Here is a 20,548-nt window from a genome sequence, read left to right on the forward strand (position 1 = left end):
GTTCTGTAACTCCGCTACAGCAGTAAAACATCCCTTAGTCTAGATCTTAATGTCAGGATCTAGACTGACATTCAAGCCCCCAATGTAAGCCTATATTTACACCGCGATCGCAATTGATCGCCAACTGTAAACCTCCCTTTATAGACCACTAAAAGTAAGATCGTTAAATACAAGTATCAACAGAGATATCAACAAGCAAACACGATCGGTGAACAGATCTCCCCCTCTGCACTAAAATTACATAAACCACTGTTATTTAATGATTAAATCTGATGGAACATTAATAACGATCCTCAAAAAAAATGCAGAAAATAGATCTTTCTTGATAAGTTATACTCAGAAAAAAAACTTTAAATATTTCAGCCTGTGTAAAAGTGGATCAGCAGTAGTTAAGATCATCAATTAGTCGTATTGATCTTTACTCGAAGATCTACGCCAATATTACTTGATATCAATAACACGACTCGCTTTGCGGTATTGGATCTTCCAACCTATCCAGCGCGGTAATTCCCAACGTGTAGGCCCCTGCTTACGGCCACCTTTAACGTAATCTAAAATAACCAGCTTTCGTTTTGGTTCATACGCAACCGTCAACTTAAGCTCAGGCAATTGCAGTACCGCAGGATAGAGCTGATCAAACTCTTCGCGCTGCCAATCAGGGATACCGTCAAACAGTAAATCATCACCCTCAAGCAAGCTTAAATCCTCAAAGCTCTCAACCCCTAATTGCACCAGCTTGTCTTTAAGATAAGTATCGAGCACTAAAGGCTGTTTAATCTCATTTTCAAACTCTGCTGTTTTTCCCAGTGCAAACCATATATTCCATGCCGCAATATCAGCCGTTAAGCGCTTAGCAACACCTGACAATTCACGCCCTTGTATAATGCTACGGGCAATAGCCTCTGTCGCCTGCTCACCCGATGCCCGCTCAAAACGAGAATCTATCACTCTGCCAGCATATAGCCGCTCGATAAGCACTTTACGCGTCGATGAGCGCTCTTTATTTTCAGCTAACCTGTCTTCACCTAATCCCGCTTGGCAAATTAGCTGAGTTGAAATGGGCGCCATTATTGAAGCCAAGTTCAATGTTTGCTTCACCCCTTTACCCGCAATAGAGTGTTGGTCAAATACCACCGCAGCAATTGCCGCCTCTTTACCGGCATAATCTTTAAGTTCAGCACTAAAGCGGCTATCACGGCCTATCTGTACTTCACTAAAGCCATTACCTAACGCTTGTACCCGTTTAATACGCCGAACAAACGCCAGTTCTGGTAGTGCCTTAATCACCGCCAACAACCAACGAGTTCGCAAAGCCTCTGATTTACGATCTAACACCGCGGCCTTATTCAGTTTAGGCAGACCTAAACCTTGTCTAATTTGGTTCGCTAGCCTGCGGGCTTCTTTAATGCCGTGATGGTCAATATTAACAAAATCGACAGCCGGCTCTCGAATCAATTTAACCAGGGTAAATGCGTCACATCCCAGCGGTTCCCATTCATGCAGCGACTTAACATCGTATTCTGCCGTTGGTTGCTGATACAAACGCTGTGGCACACTAATCGCCGCAGCTAAATCCACCATTAACTCAGTGCATTCATCATCTGGCATAGCACTAATCAAATGCGCGAACTGCGTATCTATCGGCAACGGGAATAACTTTCTGCCATGAGCAGTGACTTTGCCCTGATTATCAATGGCCCCCATAGCAAGTAAGCGGCTTTCTGCTATTGCTAGCGGTTTACTGTTAATCGCATCAACAAAGGTTAATTCCGCTAAGCGCACACCACTGCATGCCGCGGCCAACATAGGTTCAACTAACTCTTCGCGCTGTAGTTCTGGTGGTGTCATCGCCTCTAATGGCGCGTGCTCACCCCATAAACGCACACATAAGCCCGCTTGAGTTCGGCCCGCGCGCCCTTTTCGTTGATCAGTACTGGCTCTTGATATTCGGGCCAACGACAACACCGTTCGACCATTACGTTGATGTGTGCGCCGCTCAAGCCCTGAATCAATCACGGCCGTCACGCCAGGAATAGTCAAAGAGGTTTCAGCAATATTGGTCGCAAAAATAACCCGCTGTGTATCCGCATTGGCTAACAGCGACTGTTGCTCAGTGGCAGATATTCCGCCATGTAGCGCAACCAGATCAATATGGGGTGTGCTACCCGTTGATGACGTTGATAGAGATAAAGACTGACACGCCTGTAAACAAGATTGGATTTCGCGTTTACCGGGTAAAAACACCAGAACATCGCCAGTCGTTTTACTCAGAAGTGATGTCAGTGCGGTTTTGACCTTTTGCTCTAAACTGGATATATCCGGTAACTGCTGACTGTCCATTGACTGGTACGTTAGTTCCACGTGAAACATTCTACCTTTTGCCAACAACCTCTTGGACTTAACTCCAATAGAATCAGACAAGTAGTCATTCAACCTTGCACCATCAATCGTCGCAGACGTGAGAATTAAACGGTGTTGTGCACGCTTTTTAAGTAATGCTAACAGTAAATCGGTATCCCAACGGCGCTCATGAAACTCATCAATAATCACCGTATCAAAACAAGCCAAGCCCGCTTTTTCATCTATACCATTGTGTTGCAGTGACGACCCCTCCATAGACAGCCAACGCAACGCGATACCCGGCGTCACAAAGGCAATATCGGTATTTTCATCAACAGTTGAATCAAAACGAATGGCATGGCCTACGTTTAACGGCCTAGCACCTTTTGATAAAGAGCCTTTAGCTAACTCGCCGACAAAACTCGCCAACGCCAAGCACGCCACCCGCCTAGGCTCCACCACCAACACTCGCCTTCTTCTGCCATCACTCTCAGGTTCAGCACACCAAAGCGGTAAACGCGTCGATTTACCCGACCCCGTATCAGACTCAACCACCAAGTGATGGTCTTTAATGGCAGATTTAAACTCATCATAGAGTGCATCTATCGGTAAAGAGTCGATAGCGAAAGAATCGCTGGGAAGAGGAGCTTGCGGTGATTGACACTGTTCGGCTTGAGGCTGCTTTTTCATAGTGGTCGCGTATGGCTAATTATTAACATAGAGGTTGGAAGGCTTATCGGCTAATTTATAATCGAAGTATTTACGATTCTTGGGGCCGGCGATGTTGGCGCTGATCTTATTGGGCTACTTGAGGACTAATGGATCTGTTTGCTGGCTTATGAAGATGTTATTCATGGCTTTGACATATTGTACACCTGTCGTCTGCACCTTGTCTGTTCACAAGATTGAAAGAACTTTTAGGTTTCATCAGCTTTTGTATTCTTCGATAAAGTTATGCTTGGCTTAGCAGAAAGGTAATCTATCGCCTCCATGCAGATACTTCTGCGAGTCGCCGCAAGCACATCTGACCTACAGGGTCTTAAGCGTTCCAGACGCTTTAAAGACATTTCCCATATCCCTATGGGTCAGTGGAGGAAATGCCAAATTTTGTAAGGAACAAAATGGGCCCTGTGGGCTCAGCGATTTCAAACAACCTCCATGTTTAAAAGCCAGTTCGGCATCCTTGCCTCACGTTCGAAGACTATCACTTCGTGATACCTCACCCTGTCATCGAAGCTCGCAGCTGTATCTACACTGGCTGCTTATAAGCAGAGTATCACTTCTATTTAGCATTTATTTATGATGACCGATTCGGATATTTTCAGTGATGAGTCAATTAAATAGGCTATTCGCCTCAACAAATGAGGCGATTAAACCTATTATTTGCCTCATGCTAAATTATCACTTCGATTGAATGACTTAGATATTTCTAAACGGGATAAAAAGGTTCGATTGATAAATTGGATAGATATAGAGCCAGCGATTCAGGCTCTTCGGTTTCGAACAGGGTGAAACTATGCTCATCATGGTAGATTTCAGGTTCGTGTGCAGAGCCAAGATTAGTGGCGGTAACGATGGAGTAGCGACTCGTAATCGTGTTCTCTCGTTCCTCTTTATTTGGATAATCGACCCAGAGGACTAGGTATCTATCCCCACTTTTGAGCATAAAGCTCGGACAAGCTTCATCTTTCCAACTTTTATCCTCCAGAAACGGGAAGTCACGAAGCTCAAACCCCAGATCAAAACCTTCACCAAACTCTTGTTTGTATTGCAGCATAGAGAAACACCCACGAGCTTTTCGATACTTAATTATAGTTTATTAAATAATTACTAGTTTGATACATGTAACTTGCAAAAAACAACCTACCTGGCATAGTTCCTATCAATCTAGGCATAATTGAGTTTTTTAATGCAAACAGGTATTTATGAACAACTAATAACTAAAGTTATCAGTAATAAGCTGGATAAAGATAATTTCTATTTTTCAGAGCGAAAGATAGAAACCACCGAGCAAACTCTTTGGTTAACTCGCGCATTAGTTCATGTTTTTCATCTCGCAATATCTGAATCAAAACATACAAAAGACTCACCATTAGCCCAAATAGGGCTTGCTAATGAGCTTATCTATTGGCTTCAGGAAAAGGTCGATAATTTAGATTTATCAGATTACACCGTAGCCCAACCGGCAAAACTGCTTACAGCCATCTTTGATAAACAAGATCCTGTTGCTGCCAAATTATCCGCACATATTGATAAAATAACTCCACTTACCGGCCTCACACAAAGCGAGTTATTCTGCGGTAGTAACCAAGGCATTTCACTGGAAAGTGAAATAAAGCGTGAAATATTATCTTCCAATAGAATCTGTTGGATTGTTTCATTTATTAAATGGACCGGCCTCAGAATTTTCATGGATGAACTTCGAACTTTTACGAGTAATAACAAACATAAACTTCAAATTATTACGACATCGTATATGGGGGCAACGGATCTTAAAGCCGTTCAATGGCTAGCTAAGTTACCTAACACCGAAGTTAAATTAAGCTATAACCATAACCAAGAACGTCTTCATGCTAAATCCTATCTATTCATGCGAAATTCAGGGTTTCATACTGGCTATATTGGATCATCAAACCTTTCACGTTCAGCACTCACTAATGGACTCGAGTGGAACTTAAAGATAACCAATCAAGAAATCCCACACATAATTGAGAAGACATTCAGTACATTTGAAACATACTGGCAGCAACCTGAATTTGAGTTTTTCGATGGTTCAGATAAAGCGAGTAGCAAGCTAAAGCGTTCACTTAGTGTTGGTCGTGGAGATAAAGATCTTTCAAGTACCGTATTTTTCGATTTAGCGCCTCATCAACATCAAATTGAAATATTAGAACGATTAGATGCTGAGCGGAATATTCATGGTCGAAATAGGAACCTGATAGTCGCCGCTACAGGTACGGGGAAAACGCTGATATCAGCTTTTGATTTCAAACGTTTCTATCAAAATAACCCTACAGCAAAAATTCTATTTATTGCTCATAGAGAAGAGATATTAAAACAAGCACTCGAAAGTTTTAGAGCTGTACTAAAACAGCCTAATTTTGGCGAGTTATGGGTAGGACAACATAAACCAGATTCATACAATCAACTTTTTGCATCAATTCAGAGCTTTAATAATCAAATAGACAATATAAAGCTACATTCAGATTATTATGATTTTATTGTGATTGATGAAGTTCATCATGTATCAGCTGATAGTTATCGAAAATTCATCAACCATTTTACCCCCACTATTTTGCTCGGACTCACCGCTACACCCGAACGTCATGACGGCAAAAGTATATTGGATGATTTTGGTGGTGTGATAGCAGCAGAACTCAGATTACCTGAAGCAATAAATCTAAGGCATTTATGCCCTTTTCAATATTTTGGCATAGACGATAATACCGATCTACGACAGGTTAAGTGGGAAAATGGCCGTTACAACCCAAGTGAGTTGACTCAGCTCTATACCCAAAATGATCAACGGCTACAGAAAATACTTCAAAATATTGATGAGCTTGTAACTAAGCCTTTAGAAATGCGTGCATTGGCTTTTTGTGTCAACCAAGATCATGCTCGATATATGGCTGAAAAGTTTTGCCTCAAAGGAATACCGAGCGCGGTACTTACCAGCAAAAATGCTTCTGAAAGGCATGCTGTAAGACAAGATCTGCAATTAGGAAATATTAATATTCTCTGTGTTGTCGATATATTCAACGAAGGCGTCGATATTCCAGAAATAGATACCCTACTCTTCTTACGACCAACAGAAAGCTTAACTATATTTTTGCAACAGCTAGGCCGAGGCTTACGCCATAACGATGGCAAAGAATGTGTCACTGTGTTGGATTTTGTCGGTAATGCTAGAGCCGAATATGATTTTTCACAGAAGTTCAGAGCCCTAATAGGAAAGACACATACCGCCATAAGCAAAGAAATAGAGCACGGTTTTCCGCACCTTCCACTTGGATGCCACATTGAACTGCAGAAAAAAACCAAAGAGATAATCTTAGAAAATATTAGGAAAGCAACATTAAACCAGCAAAGATTAAAATCATATATTAATAATTTTCAACATCATACAAATCAAAAGTTGACGTTGAGTAATTTTTTAAAATTTAATCCTAATATTCAGCTTAATGATATTTATAAGAAAAAACCTAAAGATGGTGGAGGGTGGACTCGTTTGTTAAGCGATCTAAAATTAATAGAAAAAGTAGATGAAACCCCAATCGCCGAAAATTATCACAAAGCCATTAGCAACAGTTTAATGAGCTGTGATGCTAGAACTTACCTAATTTTTATTCGTTCACTAGCAATAAATAACTTTAAGTGGATCGATAATGACGATCCAATAGAGCAGAAAATGGCTTTGATGTGTCACTATGATTTTTGGAATTGTGCAGGTGATAAACTAGGTTATAAATCCTTATCTGAAAGCTTATCTGCACTTTATCATCCTGAATATCAAAGTGAATTAATACAGATTATCAATTATTTACTTGATAATAACGATACCAAAATTCAAAAACTTGAAGCAGACTTTCCCTGTCCAATTCAGCTTAATGCTCGCTATACACGAGAGCAAATTATTACGGGATTAGGTGGTTCAAGTTTCGAAAAACAAGCGGTGAGTCGCGAAGGAGTATTCAATTTACAAGAGCTCAATGTCGAACTCTTGTTTGTTACTTTGCAGAAGTCGGATCAACATTTTTCACCAACAACGCTTTATCACGATTATGCAATGAGCCCTACTCACTTCCATTGGCAAACTCAGAACTCAGCCAGACCAGATAAAGGCAAAGGACTGGCCTATATTCAGCATAAAAAAATAGGTAAAAATCTCATGCTCTGGGTACGAGAGTCCAATAAGGACGAGAATGGAAATACAATGGGATTTGTAAACTTAGGTTGGGTCAATTTGGCAGAAACTAGCGGCTCCCAACCTATGAATATAACTTGGGAGTTGCATGAACCTATGCCCAGCTATCTATGGAAAGATGCTGCAAAACTAGCAAATAGCTAAATAAAATTGCCGAAGTATTCAGCTTTTAGATAATAAGTGTAGATACGGCTGCGAGCTTCCAAAACAAGGCCAATAATGTTCCCGACATTATTAGGCATTTCCTAGGTCAGAAGTACTTGCGGCTACTCGCTGAAGCATCTGCACTTTCTGCGAACCGCGGATTATAAATTAAACCAACACCTAACAAAAAATGCTTTCAACCGTATGAATATACAACAACCAACTCTTTGTTTAGCAGCGGTCTAATTCAAACAACACTTCTTGTATTTCTTGCCACTGCCACAGGGACAGGGATCATTGCGACCGGCTTGAATATCGGCAACAAAAGGCTGCTTAGCATCAAGGTTTTCAAAATAGCTATCGTCAAGTTCCTTTGGCGTATTCATCAGGTCGTCAAAAACTGCCATTAGGTCATCATCATTCATATCAGATTCTGAGTTGAAACCCGCCCACTGGCTTAGGGAGTCGATAACATCATAATCCCCGCTAATTAGACCACTTTCCCACTCTGAATAACCGATAGACTGATTATCCCAATCGATGATGCACTGATTCTCTGCAGGGCCTTCGTCTATCACTTTGCTTTTAACATAACCAACAAACTGGCTATGGTATTGATTAAACTCATTAGAAATTAACAGATTAATCAATTCAAAAAGTGCTATTGAGTGATTACTTTTGAGCAGATTTTCGATAAAGCCAGGAACACTTTGATTAAGTGTCTCTCTATCAATTTGGTCGGTATGCAGCTGAGAAAAGAGCGCACTTAAGGCTGACATCTTAACGATTTCGCCCGCTTGATCAGAGTTAACTAATAAACAAAGTTGCTCAGGCTTACCCTCGGCCAAAATGTAGTAAGCAGTGGAAAGATCTGAAGCGATAAAGTCACCGAGTAGCACTTCTAACGGACTATTACAGTCGTCCTTGTTAGTGAGATTGATCAGCGAATCAAAACAACTATATTGCTTACGATCGACAATAAGGCATAACCCGAAGAAAAGAAGGTTCGACTCAGGATCGGTCAACTCCTCTTTAACGATAAACCTCTGCATCAATTCATCGATAACCGGCAGTAGCTCAGGCCACTGCAGCCTTGCCGCCTGCAAAGCATCAATAGGGAGTGTTGTTAAGTCGCCACGACTTAGAGTGGTCATTATCTCAGCTAATTTCATATTACATTCAAGGTAAAAGGTGATGTTGTCTCATAGAGTAGCAAAAGAGGACCCTAAAGCCCCAAGTAAAATGGTTATAGCAACGGATAGGCCAATATTGAGCATAAAAAATGGTTAAACAACTCATGCAGTGGCTGCGAGAGTCCAATAGAGACGAGAATGGAAATACCATGGGATTTATAAACTTAAATTAGATTAACTAAATCGGAACCAACGGTGCGCAAGCTATGAATATAACTTGGGAACGGCATGACCCTATGCCCAGTTCCCTTTGGAAAGATGCTGCAACATTAGTGGCTAATTAACGTGAGTCGTATTAACAACCTGAATCGACAATCTCAAATACTGGTGGTGTGGTAGGGCTTTGTGCCTCGGTATACTTGAGGTAGCAATTATCACCACTGAATTTCTTAGTTTGTGGCATAAAACGGATAAATGGCTTGGCTGGATTATTATTAAAATACCAATCAGCTGGTCGTTCGGAGTTAAACACCGAATCTTCAAACTTGGCCATGATCAGTTTACTCCAGCTATTAGCGGCATCAGCAGCGGGATAACCGTAAACTAAATCAATGTCTTCACCATCGATAATGATAACGTTATCTTCACCTGGAGCGGGTTTAGGCTTGCTCTCTAAGCCTTGTAAAACTGACTTGGCATATAGCACACTCATAGCGCCATTCATCTCGGCTTTTAAGCCTTTTAAAGATGAAATTCGAGCATCTGATTGTAGTTCAATAAAACGAGGGACTGCGATCACAGAAAGTATGCCTAAAATAATAATAGTCACAACTAACTCTATAAGAGTAAAACCATTTTTCCGCATTGAATAGTTCATTTTATTAAACAATAAGTGGAACACTATTATATTGAATACTATCCATTTTAAAAAGGTAATTCGCAAATGGTTAACTAACTCAAATTATGCAAAAAGGAATAAATACAGCCTCTAACCTATTAAAAATATCAACCTGAGTCGCGCCAGGCCTAAAGCGGCTTGTACTCGCGTAAACAAAGCCTGCCAACTGTAGCTCTCATTTAAACACTACATGACTTTCATTCATGTTGGATAACTGTAGAATCCGCGCCTTGTTTGATTCTTTCCTTTTATATAGTGCATTAATGATGATCGATCTGGCTTTACTTCCTCTTTATTTAACTACCGTAGTCGCCCTGCTGTTAATTCCTGGGCCTGACATGTTACTTATCGCCAGCTCAAGCTTGAGCTATGGTAAAAAAGTAGGCGTGTATGCCAGTTTAGGTAATGCCACATCGGGCCTTATTTTGACTTTTCTTGCAGCTATGGGCGTGTCAGCTTTAGTGGCTATGAACCCAATGGCACTAGAGTTATTACGCATTTTAGGTGCCGCCTATCTACTGAAGATGGGTTGGGATTGCATGCGCAGTTCTGCAGCTGAAACACCAGAGATAGAACAACAACATAATCTGGCTAAACAGTTATATCGCCGAGCGGTGATGAGTAATTTGTTAAACCCAAAGGCACTGATCTTCTTTGTATTGTTTCTACCACAGTTTGTTTCAACTCAACTAAGCGCAAGTTCAGGTGAGCAGATGCTAGCTTTGGGCTTATTGCTCAATGTGATGGGATTACTGTTTAACCTACTGCTTGTCGCTATGGTTGGAAGCCTGGGTAAACCACTATTGAAAAATGAGAAATTCAGGGCGAATCAGAATAAGTTTATGGGCTTTATATTCTTTGCCCTCGCCATCTGGTTGTTGGCCTCCCAAGTTCAAACCATGAGCTAAGTAATATAATTGATAAACTGGCACAGCCGGTTATAGATGACTACGGGAATAAATCTCCCGTAGTCATTTCTCGTTTTTTGCCGTCATGATCCTCAGATACAACTCCCGCAAAAACAAAACCATAAGATTTTCCCAGCCGTTTTACAGAAGAGTCACCTAGAACTATTTTTTTTATTAGCGAACACTCCCTCAATATTTGGCGAGTTTGGTCGATAAAGAACATACGCTGAGGGCAGCGATGACCTCATTCCCCCCCAGCCATAGTGTTTTCGAAAGTGATAAAAGAGATGGCCAGATAAATACCTTCAAATTATTTTAATAAGCTGTATTCAAATAATTTATTTGTTAATACTTTGTTGATTTGAGGCTCGGTATTTTACTTTTATAAAGCAAGAGTTGATATGTTCACCATCATGAAGATGGCTAATGAACACTCCATTTTCTTTTGTTCTGTGACAGAAAAAATGAAGAAAAACCTGATATTAGATCGAATTTTCATTAACACTTTTACCTCAATCTTGTTCTAACAAAGCATCTATTGAAGTAAAATATTTTCAAGCTGTAGCAACAAGTAGACAAAGTGCTGCTTACTGTTAAAGCAATATAATTTGAGCCAGGATGGCCAGCCAACTATCACGCCAAATTTAGGATGATCATAATGAAAGAAGTCGCTTTCCGTTGGATAGACAAGTTTCTGGTAAATATCAAATTACAGGAGAATTTTTTAATCCTGTTTTTCTCTTCGCTGCTGGTAATGCTTATCGTTAGCCTAACTTTAATCAGTGCCGAACAAGATCAGAAAAATAAACAATTACAGCAAGAAATTCATTTGGTATCTAATCTGATATCTAAAACAGAATTAAGTCAAAATGAGCTGTCTGGTATTCTCGCTAACAGTAACCTCAAGCTTGGAAATCAGGGGGCATACGCCACTCAAGTTCCCAATACAAACGTGTCTATAAGCGCCAAACCGTTACCAGGGATTTTCTCTACCTTAGGTCTCGGCCATTACGCCATCATCCTGTTTTGTATCGGCTTTATCATCATCAGCTATTATTACATTAGATCATTTATGGGCGGTGCCCTCTTTAATATCTACGATGCTGTTAAACGTCTGGCCGATGGCGATCTCGCATCCCGCATTGCTTATGCTCCGGCGCGTAATGAATTCAACATTATTGCTCAGACGATCGATAGAGTTTCGGAACGTGAACATGTATTGGTAAAAACCACTCAGGAAGCCATCGCCCTTATTCAACAGATCAGTTCTCAGTTGCGTCAACGTAGTAATGAAAACGCCACATTAACCAGTCAACAGCAAGAACGTATCGATTCACTGGCCAGTGCAACCGAACAGATGGCCTCCTCTATTCGTGAGGTGGCGAGTCATGCCCATGATTCTTCGACTCAAACCAGTGATGCTACCCAAACCGCAACATTAGGACTATCTCAGGTAGAGTCGACTCAGAGAGCAATTAAAAAGCTGACCTCAGAAATTAATGCCGCATCCGGTGCCGTAGCAGATTTGGACTCGAGTGCCTCACAGATCGATGATGTAGTTTCCACTATTAATGCCATCTCTCAGCAGACAAACTTACTCGCACTCAATGCCGCTATCGAAGCCGCTCGAGCGGGTGAACAGGGACGAGGTTTTGCTGTTGTCGCGGATGAAGTACGCACCCTGGCCGGTCGAACACAAACTGCCACAGTAGAAATTCAGAAGATGATCGAAGCACTGCAGAGTAACAGTCAGGGCCTCATTACAGTGATGAAGCAGACGGTCGCGGAAGCCGAAACCAGTGAGTCCCTCATGGAGTCGGTGAGTAAGAACATCAGCCAAATAACGAGTCAGAACCAATATATCGCCGATCGCAGTGTTGAAATTGCCGCAGCAGCCGAAGAACAAGGCGCCGTGGCAGACAATATCGCCTCCGATGTGGATCTGGTGCGAACAGGTTCAGAAAGTGTTGCCTTAATGGTGACTCAAACAGCCAGCGAAATAGAAACCTTAAACAGCCAAGCCGATGTGCTAGAAAATCTGATGAAAGATCTCAAAGTCTAAGATCTTAACGTCTAATATTAATGTAAGCTGTCGATGTCATTCGTGACTCGACAGCTTTTTTTTCATTAAAATCAATCTTATACCAATCAGAATAAAAATTGTTCGCTCAGCGAGAATGTAGTATTTCAGAGGCAAGGCCCTCTATTGCGCCTCGGTTCTGGCATGCTCACAGTAACTCCGTGACGGTAGACTATCGGCATCGTTTAGCTGAATCACTATTAACTACTGGAGAGAAAGAGCTAATAAGTGTGACTAATCAGTATGATGTTGTACTCAACACTGAGGTCATCGAACATGTAGACGATCAAGAAGCATTGATTAATACCTGCTGCCAATGACTTAAGCCGGGTAGATTGCTGATCATGCCGACACTTAACCGCATAATAAAATCATACCTGATAGGCATATCAGCGCCGAATATCTGATGCATTACCTACCCATAGGGACTCGCGATTGGCGTTTTTTTCGTTACACCGAAAGAGATTCACGCCCCACGGTTTACGCAGTGTAAAAGCAGAAGGAATGAGCTTTAACCCTGTGGAAAATGACCAATAACGCTGACGAAAACTACCTGCTATATGCGATAAAAAGCTAATACGTTCACTCTATAAACCCAATGATTAGCACTGTAATCACTCTTGCTAGGCAACTCTTATAAACCTATTGGCATCGTTCGATTGAGTGCTTCAATTCCATTAAAATCAAGCCAGTACTGACCTAACATAGTCGATGTTCACACTTTCATAGACCCTATTATATTGTTTTCACTTTAGTTAACTGACAATGCCTCAGTCCCCATTTACACATATTAAACGGTAATCTGCTTAGTAAAAATCGGCTTATACCTTATGATTAGCGCAAACATAATGCAGATCGTAACGATAAATTAGATAGATTAGTGGCGATCTTATGCATTAAACACGTACTAAATAGCTCAGTTGAAGATGAGATCAGGAACATATATGGCAAAAGTAGAACTATTAGTAGGCACAACGCTAGGAAGTGCAGAGTATGTTGCTGATGAAATGTCGGCGCAATTGAACGATCTAGGCCATGAAACTATCGTACATTTGGCTCCTAATTTGGATGATCTGGACCCAAAATCGCTATGGTTGATCGCCTGTTCAACTCATGGAGCAGGCGATCTTCCAGACAATATAGTGCCATTTATGGACGAGATCTTAGCTAAAAAACCGGATCTGCTGACCACCCAATTTGCATTATGTGCGATTGGTGATTCGAGTTACGATACTTTTTGCCAAGGCCCCGAAAAATTAGTGGAAGCACTGGCCTTATGCGGTGCACAAGTTTTTGTGGATAAGATCCAGATCGATGTACAATACGATCCAATTCCAGAAGAACCCGCCCTAGCTTGGTTGAGCGGCTGGCAAGATCAACTTTAAGATCCTTTTCTTGATCGCTTTTACCTATTAACTTTTAAAGCACTCACAGTTTAGATCATACTTATCCACATATTAAGTCAAAAAATAACAAATATGTGGATAACCTATTATTTAGATCTGATTAACCTCTGTATTAATTCACCCTCGATCTGGTCAATGATCCACCCTGTGGATAACTAGCCGATCTATCCCCAAGCTTAGGTGAGTTTGATCGCGATCTAATAACAGGTTTGATCGCTCATTAACTCATGATTCTAATAAGGAATTCGGGTTATCCACCGAAAAAGCCGCCCTTAATAATAAACATAATAAGAGATCTATCTAAAGATCTTAAGATCTATTAAGCAGATCAGTGTTGATCAAAACAAGCAAAATTGATCGTTCACCTTAGGCAAAGCAAATGCTAAAATGATCCGCTCAGAAACAGAATTTTATCCTTTTAACAATCGAAGGCTGTCGAATGCATTTTCATGAACGGTTTGATGTAATCGTTGTTGGTGGTGGTCATGCTGGAACTGAAGCTGCGTTAGCTTCTGCCAGAATGGGTTCCAAAACACTTTTGCTAACCCACAACATAGATACCTTAGGACAGATGTCCTGTAATCCAGCTATCGGCGGCATCGGAAAGGGACACCTGGTTAAAGAAATTGATGCGCTCGGCGGAGCCATGGCAATTGCCACGGATTTTGCGGGTATTCAATTTAGAACATTAAATTCGAGCAAAGGCCCAGCAGTACGAGCAACTCGTGCTCAAGCGGATAGAGCCCTTTATCGACATAAGATCCAAGAGATTTTACAGCACCAACCCAACCTGCGTATTTTTCAACAAGCGGTAGACGATCTTGTGGTTGAAAATGAAACCGTGGTGGGTGTTGTTACCCAAATGGGTTTAGCGTTCGAAGCCCCTGCAGTCGTGTTAACGACAGGTACTTTTTTGAGTGGCAAAATCCACATAGGATTAGAAAATTACAGCGGCGGCCGAGCTGGCGATCCTCCGGCGATTGCCCTAGCTCATCGTCTGCGTGAGTTACCTATTCGAGTGGGTCGTTTAAAAACCGGAACACCACCACGCATAGACTCAAACACCATTGATTTTTCTCAAATGACAGAGCAAAAAGGTGATAATCCTTTGCCGGTTATGTCGTTTGTAGGTGACGTTAGCCAGCATCCAGCACAAGTCTCATGTCATATCACTCATACCAATGAGCGAACCCACGATATTATTCGTGCAGGACTGGATCGTAGCCCGATGTATTCAGGTGTTATCGAGGGCATTGGCCCACGTTACTGCCCTTCCATCGAAGACAAAATTAATCGTTTTGCAGATAAAGATTCGCATCAAATATTTATTGAGCCAGAGGGATTAAATACCACAGAAATTTATCCTAATGGTATTTCAACAAGCTTACCTTTTGACGTGCAACTCAACTTGGTTCGTTCGATAAAAGGGATGGAAAACGCAGATATCATGCGTCCTGGCTACGCGATCGAATATGATTATTTTGACCCACGCGATCTTAAAAATTCATTAGAAACCAAAACCATCAATGGTTTATTCTTTGCCGGACAAATTAACGGCACCACAGGCTATGAAGAAGCGGGTGCACAAGGCTTATTAGCGGGCATGAACGCATCATTGCAAGTTCAAGGCAAAGACACTTGGTGCCCTCGTCGCGACCAAGCTTACCTTGGCGTGTTGGTTGACGATCTGTCGACATTAGGCACTAAAGAACCTTATCGCATGTTCACTAGCCGTGCGGAATACCGCTTGCTGCTACGTGAAGACAATGCTGATATTCGTTTAACCGAAAAAGGTCGTGAACTTGGTTTAGTTGACGACAATCGTTGGGCGCTATTTAGTGAAAAAGTGGAATCGATCGAAACTGAACTACAGCGTTTACGTGGCCAGTGGATCCACCCCAAATCACCGCTTGTTGATGTGTTAAATCCACATCTAAAAACCCCGATTGCACGCGAAGCCACGTTTGAAGATCTACTGCGTCGTCCAGAGCTAGATTACCCAACATTGATGTCAATTGACGGATTTGGTCCAGGTATTGAAGATCAACGTGCTGCTGAACAGGTACAGATCCAAGTTAAGTATTCTGGTTACATTCAGCGACAGCAAGACGAGATTGATAAAGCGATCCGTAACGAAACGACTGGGTTGCCGCTGGATCTTGATTATCAAGAGATCCCAGGCTTGTCTAACGAGGTCATTGCAAAGATGAATGAGTACAAACCTGAAACGGTTGGTCAAGCCTCGCGTATCCCTGGCATGACGCCAGCTGCAATCTCAATATTATTAGTTCATTTGAAAAAACGCGGTTTACTGAGAAAAAGCGCCTAAATAACCTTGTTATGCACGATGAAAGGAAGCTTTGAGGCTTCCTTTCATCTTTTTTGCGCTTCATCATACCGATGAATATCTGATTTAAATTGTTTTGAGGACACTACCAGTGTTATTTGCCCAGTTAAACGAATACATGGCTGAAGTTGGCCTAGAGGCTACCGAGCAGCAAAAAAAGCAACTTGTTGACTTTGTTAGCATGCTCAATAAATGGAATAAGGCATTTAACCTAACTTCTGTACGTGATCCGGAGCAGATGCTCATTCGACATATCATGGACAGCTTAGTGGTTTCGCCACACCTGCAAGGATCGCGTTTTATTGATGTCGGTACCGGCCCGGGTTTACCGGGGATCCCGTTGGCGATCTTAAATCCTGATAAAGAATTTGTATTGCTTGATAGTTTAGGCAAACGCATTCGTTTTCAAAAGCAGGTTCAATTTGAACTTGGGATCAACAATATTTCATCGATTGAGAGTCGGGTAGAAGCGTATCAACCTGAAGAGTTATTTGATGGTGTATTGAGCCGTGCATTTGCCTCGATTCAAGACATGTTGCAATGGTGCCACCATTTGCCAAAAGCTGACGGCTGTTTTTATGCGTTAAAGGGCCAGCTAAGTCAGGATGAGTTGGCAAACTTGCCAGCAGGATTTACTGTTGCTGACACCATCGAACTTGTTGTTCCTAAGCTTGATGAGCAGCGTCATTTGCTGCGTGTAGTGAAGGTTAGTTAATCTAAGCTGCATCTCTAAACTGGAAATATACTCGCTTGATGTCGTGGTTTAGACCATCTTTAACGATGGTTTTTTGAACCATTAGCGATAAAACGTACTGAACGGTTGCAATCTTTCAGCGCTTCAAGCAATTATATAAAATATGCGCATTAATTCCCCCTCATTTTTTTTAGACAGCCAATGAGAGAGGACCGGAATACAATAACAGTGACTTACAGGGTGATATTGTGGGTAAAGTGATTGCCGTAGCCAACCAAAAAGGTGGCGTCGGAAAGACAACAACTTGTGTTAATTTAGCGGCTTCTCTAGCTGCAACTAAACGTCGTGTGCTGCTGATCGATCTCGATCCGCAAGGTAACGCAACCATGGGCAGTGGTATCGATAAATATACCGTCGAAAACACCGCCTATGAATTATTGGTTGAAGAGAAGTCATTCGAAGAAGTTGTTTGCCGAAACACTAGCGGAAAATATGATCTTATTGCAGGCAATGGCGATGTCACTGCCGCTGAAATTAAGCTGATGGAGTTTTTCGCCAGAGAAGTTCGCTTGCGTAATGCTATTGCGCCGATTAAAGATGATTACGATTATATCTTTATCGACTGCCCGCCTTCACTCAACATGCTGACCGTTAATGCCATGTCTGCGGCTGATTCTGTATTGGTCCCTATGCAGTGTGAGTATTACGCATTAGAAGGCTTAACCGCGTTGATGGATACCATCACTAAGTTAGGCTCTATGGTAAACAATGGTTTGCACATCGAAGGGATTTTACGGACCATGTACGATCCTCGTAACCGTTTGTCTAACGATGTATCCGATCAACTAAAACAGCATTTTGGTGATAAAGTTTATCGCACTGTGATCCCAAGAAATGTGCGTCTAGCTGAAGCGCCTAGTTTTGGTGCCCCAGCAATGTATTACGATAAATCGAGCGCAGGAGCAAAAGCCTATCTCGCATTGGCTGGTGAAATTATTCGCCGAGCAGAGCAATTGGAACTGGCTGAGCAGGATTAAGGAAGAGAAATGACAGTGAAGAAAAGAGGTTTAGGCAAAGGGCTTGATGCTTTATTGAGTACTAGCCATGCCGCCAGCAAGCGACTTGAACCTAAAACGTTTGAAGGTGAGCAAGATATTAAAAATAATGATCTGATCACCTTAGACATTGATAGGCTTCAACCTGGCAAGTATCAGCCTCGAAAAGACATGTCGGCCGAAGCGCTTGAAGAACTTGCTGAGTCAATTCGTGCTCAAGGGATTATCCAACCGATTGTGGTACGCAAAGTCTCTGTTGAAAACTTTGAAATTATAGCGGGTGAACGTCGCTGGCGCGCTTCGCAGCTTGCTGGGCTGGCAAAGATACCCTGTATTGTTAAACAAGTCGCTGACGAAGCTGCAGTCGCGATAGCCTTGATTGAAAATATTCAACGTGAAGATTTGAATGCGATGGAAGAAGCTATTGCATTAAATCGTTTGATTGAAGAGTTCAATCTTACACATCAACAAATTGCTGATGCTGTAGGAAAGTCACGTGCCACAGTATCCAATTTACTGCGTTTAAACGGTCTCAATGAGCATGTTAAGCGTATGTTGGAGTATGGCGATATTGATATGGGCCATGGTCGTGCTTTGTTAGCTATTGAAGGTGACGAGCAGACAAATTTGGCTCGATTAGTCGTTTCTAAAGAATTGACTGTTCGCGAAACCGAACGATTAGTTAACCAAACCTTAAATCAAACTGAAATCGTCGAAAAAGCACCTAAAGATCACGATGTAGTCCGTCTAGAGAGCCAATTAATTGAAAGACTAGGTGCCAAGGTTTCTCTTACCCATAATAAGAAAGGTAAAGGGAAAATGGTAATTAACTATCAAAATTTGGCTGAATTAGAGGGTATTATCAGTAAAATCCGCTAAAAAACCGACGTTACGACAATATTATGTAATTTTGTGACATCTGTTAATCCTCCACTTTTAGACTTTTGGCGTAGATCACGCTAAAAGTCTCCTTTTTCTAACGGTTAAACTTGCTTTGAAACACTGAAACGGTATACTTTCGCAAGCTTTTTGTACCTCGGGTTTATACGGATATATGTCGTCCGGTCATCGAAACAGGAAGTTATAATGCGGAGAAGATAAATTGAGCAAGGTTTTAGCACGTCGTGGCCGTTGGTCAGCCTATAAATTAGTTTTGATACAGGCGGCGGTGGCTGGAAGTGTTTCTGTTTTCTTTTTCGCCATGTGGGGAGCTCAGTATGGTATATCTGCATTAGCAGGTGGTGCTATTGCTGTACTCCCTAATTTTGTATTCGCAACCCTCGCTTTTTCCCATACGGGAGCAAGCTCCGCAGCTAAAGTTGTTAAGACTTTTTACTGGGGGGAAGCGGTAAAGATGCTGTTAACCATAGCAATGTTTTCGTTTGTGTTTATCAATATAGAAATTGGTTTTATGCCTCTTTTTGTATGTTACACCCTGGCGTTAGTGATGCATTGGACAGCTCCTTTATATTTCAAGCAAAGTTAAGTGGGATGAATCATGGCTGCAACTGGTGAAGCGTTAACACCGCAGGGCTATATCCAGCACCACCTTACCAACCTAAGTGTTGGCGAAGGCTTCTGGACATGGCACATTGATTCATTGTTCTTTTCGGTTGGGCTTGGTGTTTTGTTCTTGTGGCTATTCCGTAGCGTTGGCAAGAAAGCAACTACCGGTGTTCCCGGCAAACTTCAGTGTTTTGTCGAGATGATAGTTGAGTTCGTTGACAGTAGCGTTAAGGAAACCTTCCATGGCCGCAATCCTGTTATTGCTCCGTTGGCATTAACGATTTTTGTATGGGTATTCATGATGAACTTCATGGATATGGTTCCAGTTGACTGGATCCCATCACTAGCACTTGCTGCTGGTATCCCTTACATGAAAGTTGTACCAACGACTGACTTAAACATTACCTTTAGTATGGCTTTAGGTGTGTTTGTGCTGATTATTTATTACAGCATTAAGGTCAAGGGTATTTCAGGATTTGTTAAAGAACTGACCATGCAGCCTTTTAACCATTGGGCAATGATACCCGTCAACTTTCTGCTAGAAACAGTTACTTTGATCGCTAAGCCAATTTCATTGGCACTGCGTTTGTTTGGTAACTTGTATGCGGGTGAGTTGATTTTCATCCTTATTGCGTTGATGTACGGTGCTAACTGGGCATTATCTACTCTAGGTGTAACATTACAGCTAGGTTGGTTAATTTTCCATATTATGGTTATCACTTTACAGGCGTTTATCTTCATGATGTTGACCGTTGTTTACTTAAGCATGGCGCATGAAGATCATTAAGGAAAGCTGTAAATTTTTAAACTAAATCATTAATAACAACGATTTAGAATATTGGAGATAGAGATGGAAACTGTATTAGGCATGACAGCTATTGCTGTTGCTCTGTTGATTGGTATGGGTGCATTAGGTACTGCTATCGGTTTCGGCCTACTAGGTGGTAAGTTCTTGGAAGGCGCTGCGCGTCAACCAGAAATGGCTCCTATGCTACAAGTTAAAATGTTCATCGTAGCGGGTCTTTTAGACGCCGTAACTATGATCGGTGTTGGTATAGCATTATTTATGCTCTTTACTAACCCTCTTGGTGCAATGCTTTAATAAACGCTTCT

General features: G+C 41.7%; 15 protein-coding genes. 11 read left to right on the forward strand and 4 right to left on the reverse strand.

Translation table 11 applies throughout. The features are described 5' to 3' along the window. Positions 1 to 441: 441 nt before the first annotated feature. Both CXF86_RS06910 and CXF86_RS06915 read right to left on the reverse strand, forming a co-directional pair. Entirely contained in the window at positions 442 to 3,030 is a 2,589-nt protein-coding gene (locus CXF86_RS06910) for a helicase-related protein (protein WP_102038658.1), read from the reverse strand. A gap of 739 nt (positions 3,031 to 3,769) precedes the next feature. Then, positions 3,770 to 4,117, reverse strand: coding sequence for a hypothetical protein (locus CXF86_RS06915; protein ID WP_102038659.1), 348 nt, complete (start codon positions 4,115 to 4,117; stop codon positions 3,770 to 3,772). Positions 4,118 to 4,249: 132 nt separating this feature from the next. On the opposite strand from CXF86_RS06915, the gene CXF86_RS06920 reads away from it, so the two are divergent. Then, on the forward strand, positions 4,250 to 7,408 hold the full coding sequence (locus CXF86_RS06920) for a DUF3427 domain-containing protein (RefSeq protein WP_102038660.1): 3,159 nt from the start codon (positions 4,250 to 4,252) through the stop codon (positions 7,406 to 7,408). A gap of 242 nt (positions 7,409 to 7,650) precedes the next feature. On the opposite strand, the gene CXF86_RS06925 is transcribed toward CXF86_RS06920, so the two are convergent. Together CXF86_RS06925 and CXF86_RS23150 are read right to left on the reverse strand one after the other, a co-directional pair. Next, positions 7,651 to 8,580 carry a DUF1186 domain-containing protein gene (locus CXF86_RS06925; protein WP_101089539.1) on the reverse strand — a complete coding sequence of 310 codons (930 nt, stop codon included), beginning with the start codon at positions 8,578 to 8,580 and terminating at the stop codon, positions 7,651 to 7,653. A gap of 316 nt (positions 8,581 to 8,896) precedes the next feature. Beyond that, complete coding sequence (locus tag CXF86_RS23150) at positions 8,897 to 9,418, reverse strand: type II secretion system protein (protein WP_101089538.1); 522 nt, start codon at positions 9,416 to 9,418, stop codon at positions 8,897 to 8,899. Positions 9,419 to 9,702: 284 nt separating this feature from the next. On the opposite strand from CXF86_RS23150, the gene CXF86_RS06935 reads away from it, so the two are divergent. From CXF86_RS06935 to atpE, 10 genes are all read left to right on the forward strand, one after another. Then, a complete protein-coding gene (locus CXF86_RS06935; protein ID WP_101089537.1) occupies positions 9,703 to 10,347 on the forward strand; it encodes a LysE family translocator in 645 nt (214 codons plus the stop codon). A gap of 658 nt (positions 10,348 to 11,005) precedes the next feature. Then, positions 11,006 to 12,409, forward strand: a complete 1,404-nt coding sequence (locus CXF86_RS06945; protein WP_101089535.1) for a methyl-accepting chemotaxis protein — start codon at positions 11,006 to 11,008, stop codon at positions 12,407 to 12,409. 962 nt (positions 12,410 to 13,371) lie between these two features. Continuing rightward, positions 13,372 to 13,812 carry an FMN-binding protein MioC gene (mioC, locus tag CXF86_RS06955; protein ID WP_101089534.1) on the forward strand — a complete coding sequence of 147 codons (441 nt, stop codon included), beginning with the start codon at positions 13,372 to 13,374 and terminating at the stop codon, positions 13,810 to 13,812. A gap of 460 nt (positions 13,813 to 14,272) precedes the next feature. Beyond that, positions 14,273 to 16,162, forward strand: coding sequence for a tRNA uridine-5-carboxymethylaminomethyl(34) synthesis enzyme MnmG (gene mnmG / locus CXF86_RS06960; RefSeq protein ID WP_102038661.1), 1,890 nt, complete (start codon positions 14,273 to 14,275; stop codon positions 16,160 to 16,162). 109 nt (positions 16,163 to 16,271) lie between these two features. After that, a complete protein-coding gene (gene rsmG, locus CXF86_RS06965; RefSeq protein WP_102038662.1) occupies positions 16,272 to 16,895 on the forward strand; it encodes a 16S rRNA (guanine(527)-N(7))-methyltransferase RsmG in 624 nt (207 codons plus the stop codon). A 227-nt stretch (positions 16,896 to 17,122) separates the two neighbouring features. Further along, on the forward strand, positions 17,123 to 17,911 hold the full coding sequence (locus tag CXF86_RS06970) for a ParA family protein (RefSeq protein WP_101089531.1): 789 nt from the start codon (positions 17,123 to 17,125) through the stop codon (positions 17,909 to 17,911). A gap of 9 nt (positions 17,912 to 17,920) precedes the next feature. Next, positions 17,921 to 18,808 (forward strand): ParB/RepB/Spo0J family partition protein, encoded by an 888-nt coding sequence (locus CXF86_RS06975; protein WP_101089530.1) that lies wholly within the window; start codon positions 17,921 to 17,923, stop codon positions 18,806 to 18,808. A 223-nt stretch (positions 18,809 to 19,031) separates the two neighbouring features. Continuing rightward, entirely contained in the window at positions 19,032 to 19,415 is a 384-nt protein-coding gene (locus tag CXF86_RS06980; RefSeq protein WP_101089529.1) for an ATP synthase subunit I, read from the forward strand. A 12-nt stretch (positions 19,416 to 19,427) separates the two neighbouring features. Further along, complete coding sequence (gene atpB / locus CXF86_RS06985; protein WP_101089528.1) at positions 19,428 to 20,222, forward strand: F0F1 ATP synthase subunit A; 795 nt, start codon at positions 19,428 to 19,430, stop codon at positions 20,220 to 20,222. 63 nt (positions 20,223 to 20,285) lie between these two features. Next, on the forward strand, positions 20,286 to 20,537 hold the full coding sequence (atpE, locus tag CXF86_RS06990) for a F0F1 ATP synthase subunit C (RefSeq protein WP_011639455.1): 252 nt from the start codon (positions 20,286 to 20,288) through the stop codon (positions 20,535 to 20,537). The last annotated feature ends 11 nt before the right edge of the window (positions 20,538 to 20,548 follow it).

Source organism: Shewanella sp. GutCb (assembly GCF_002836135.1).
Taxonomy (GTDB): Bacteria; Pseudomonadota; Gammaproteobacteria; order Enterobacterales; family Shewanellaceae; genus Shewanella.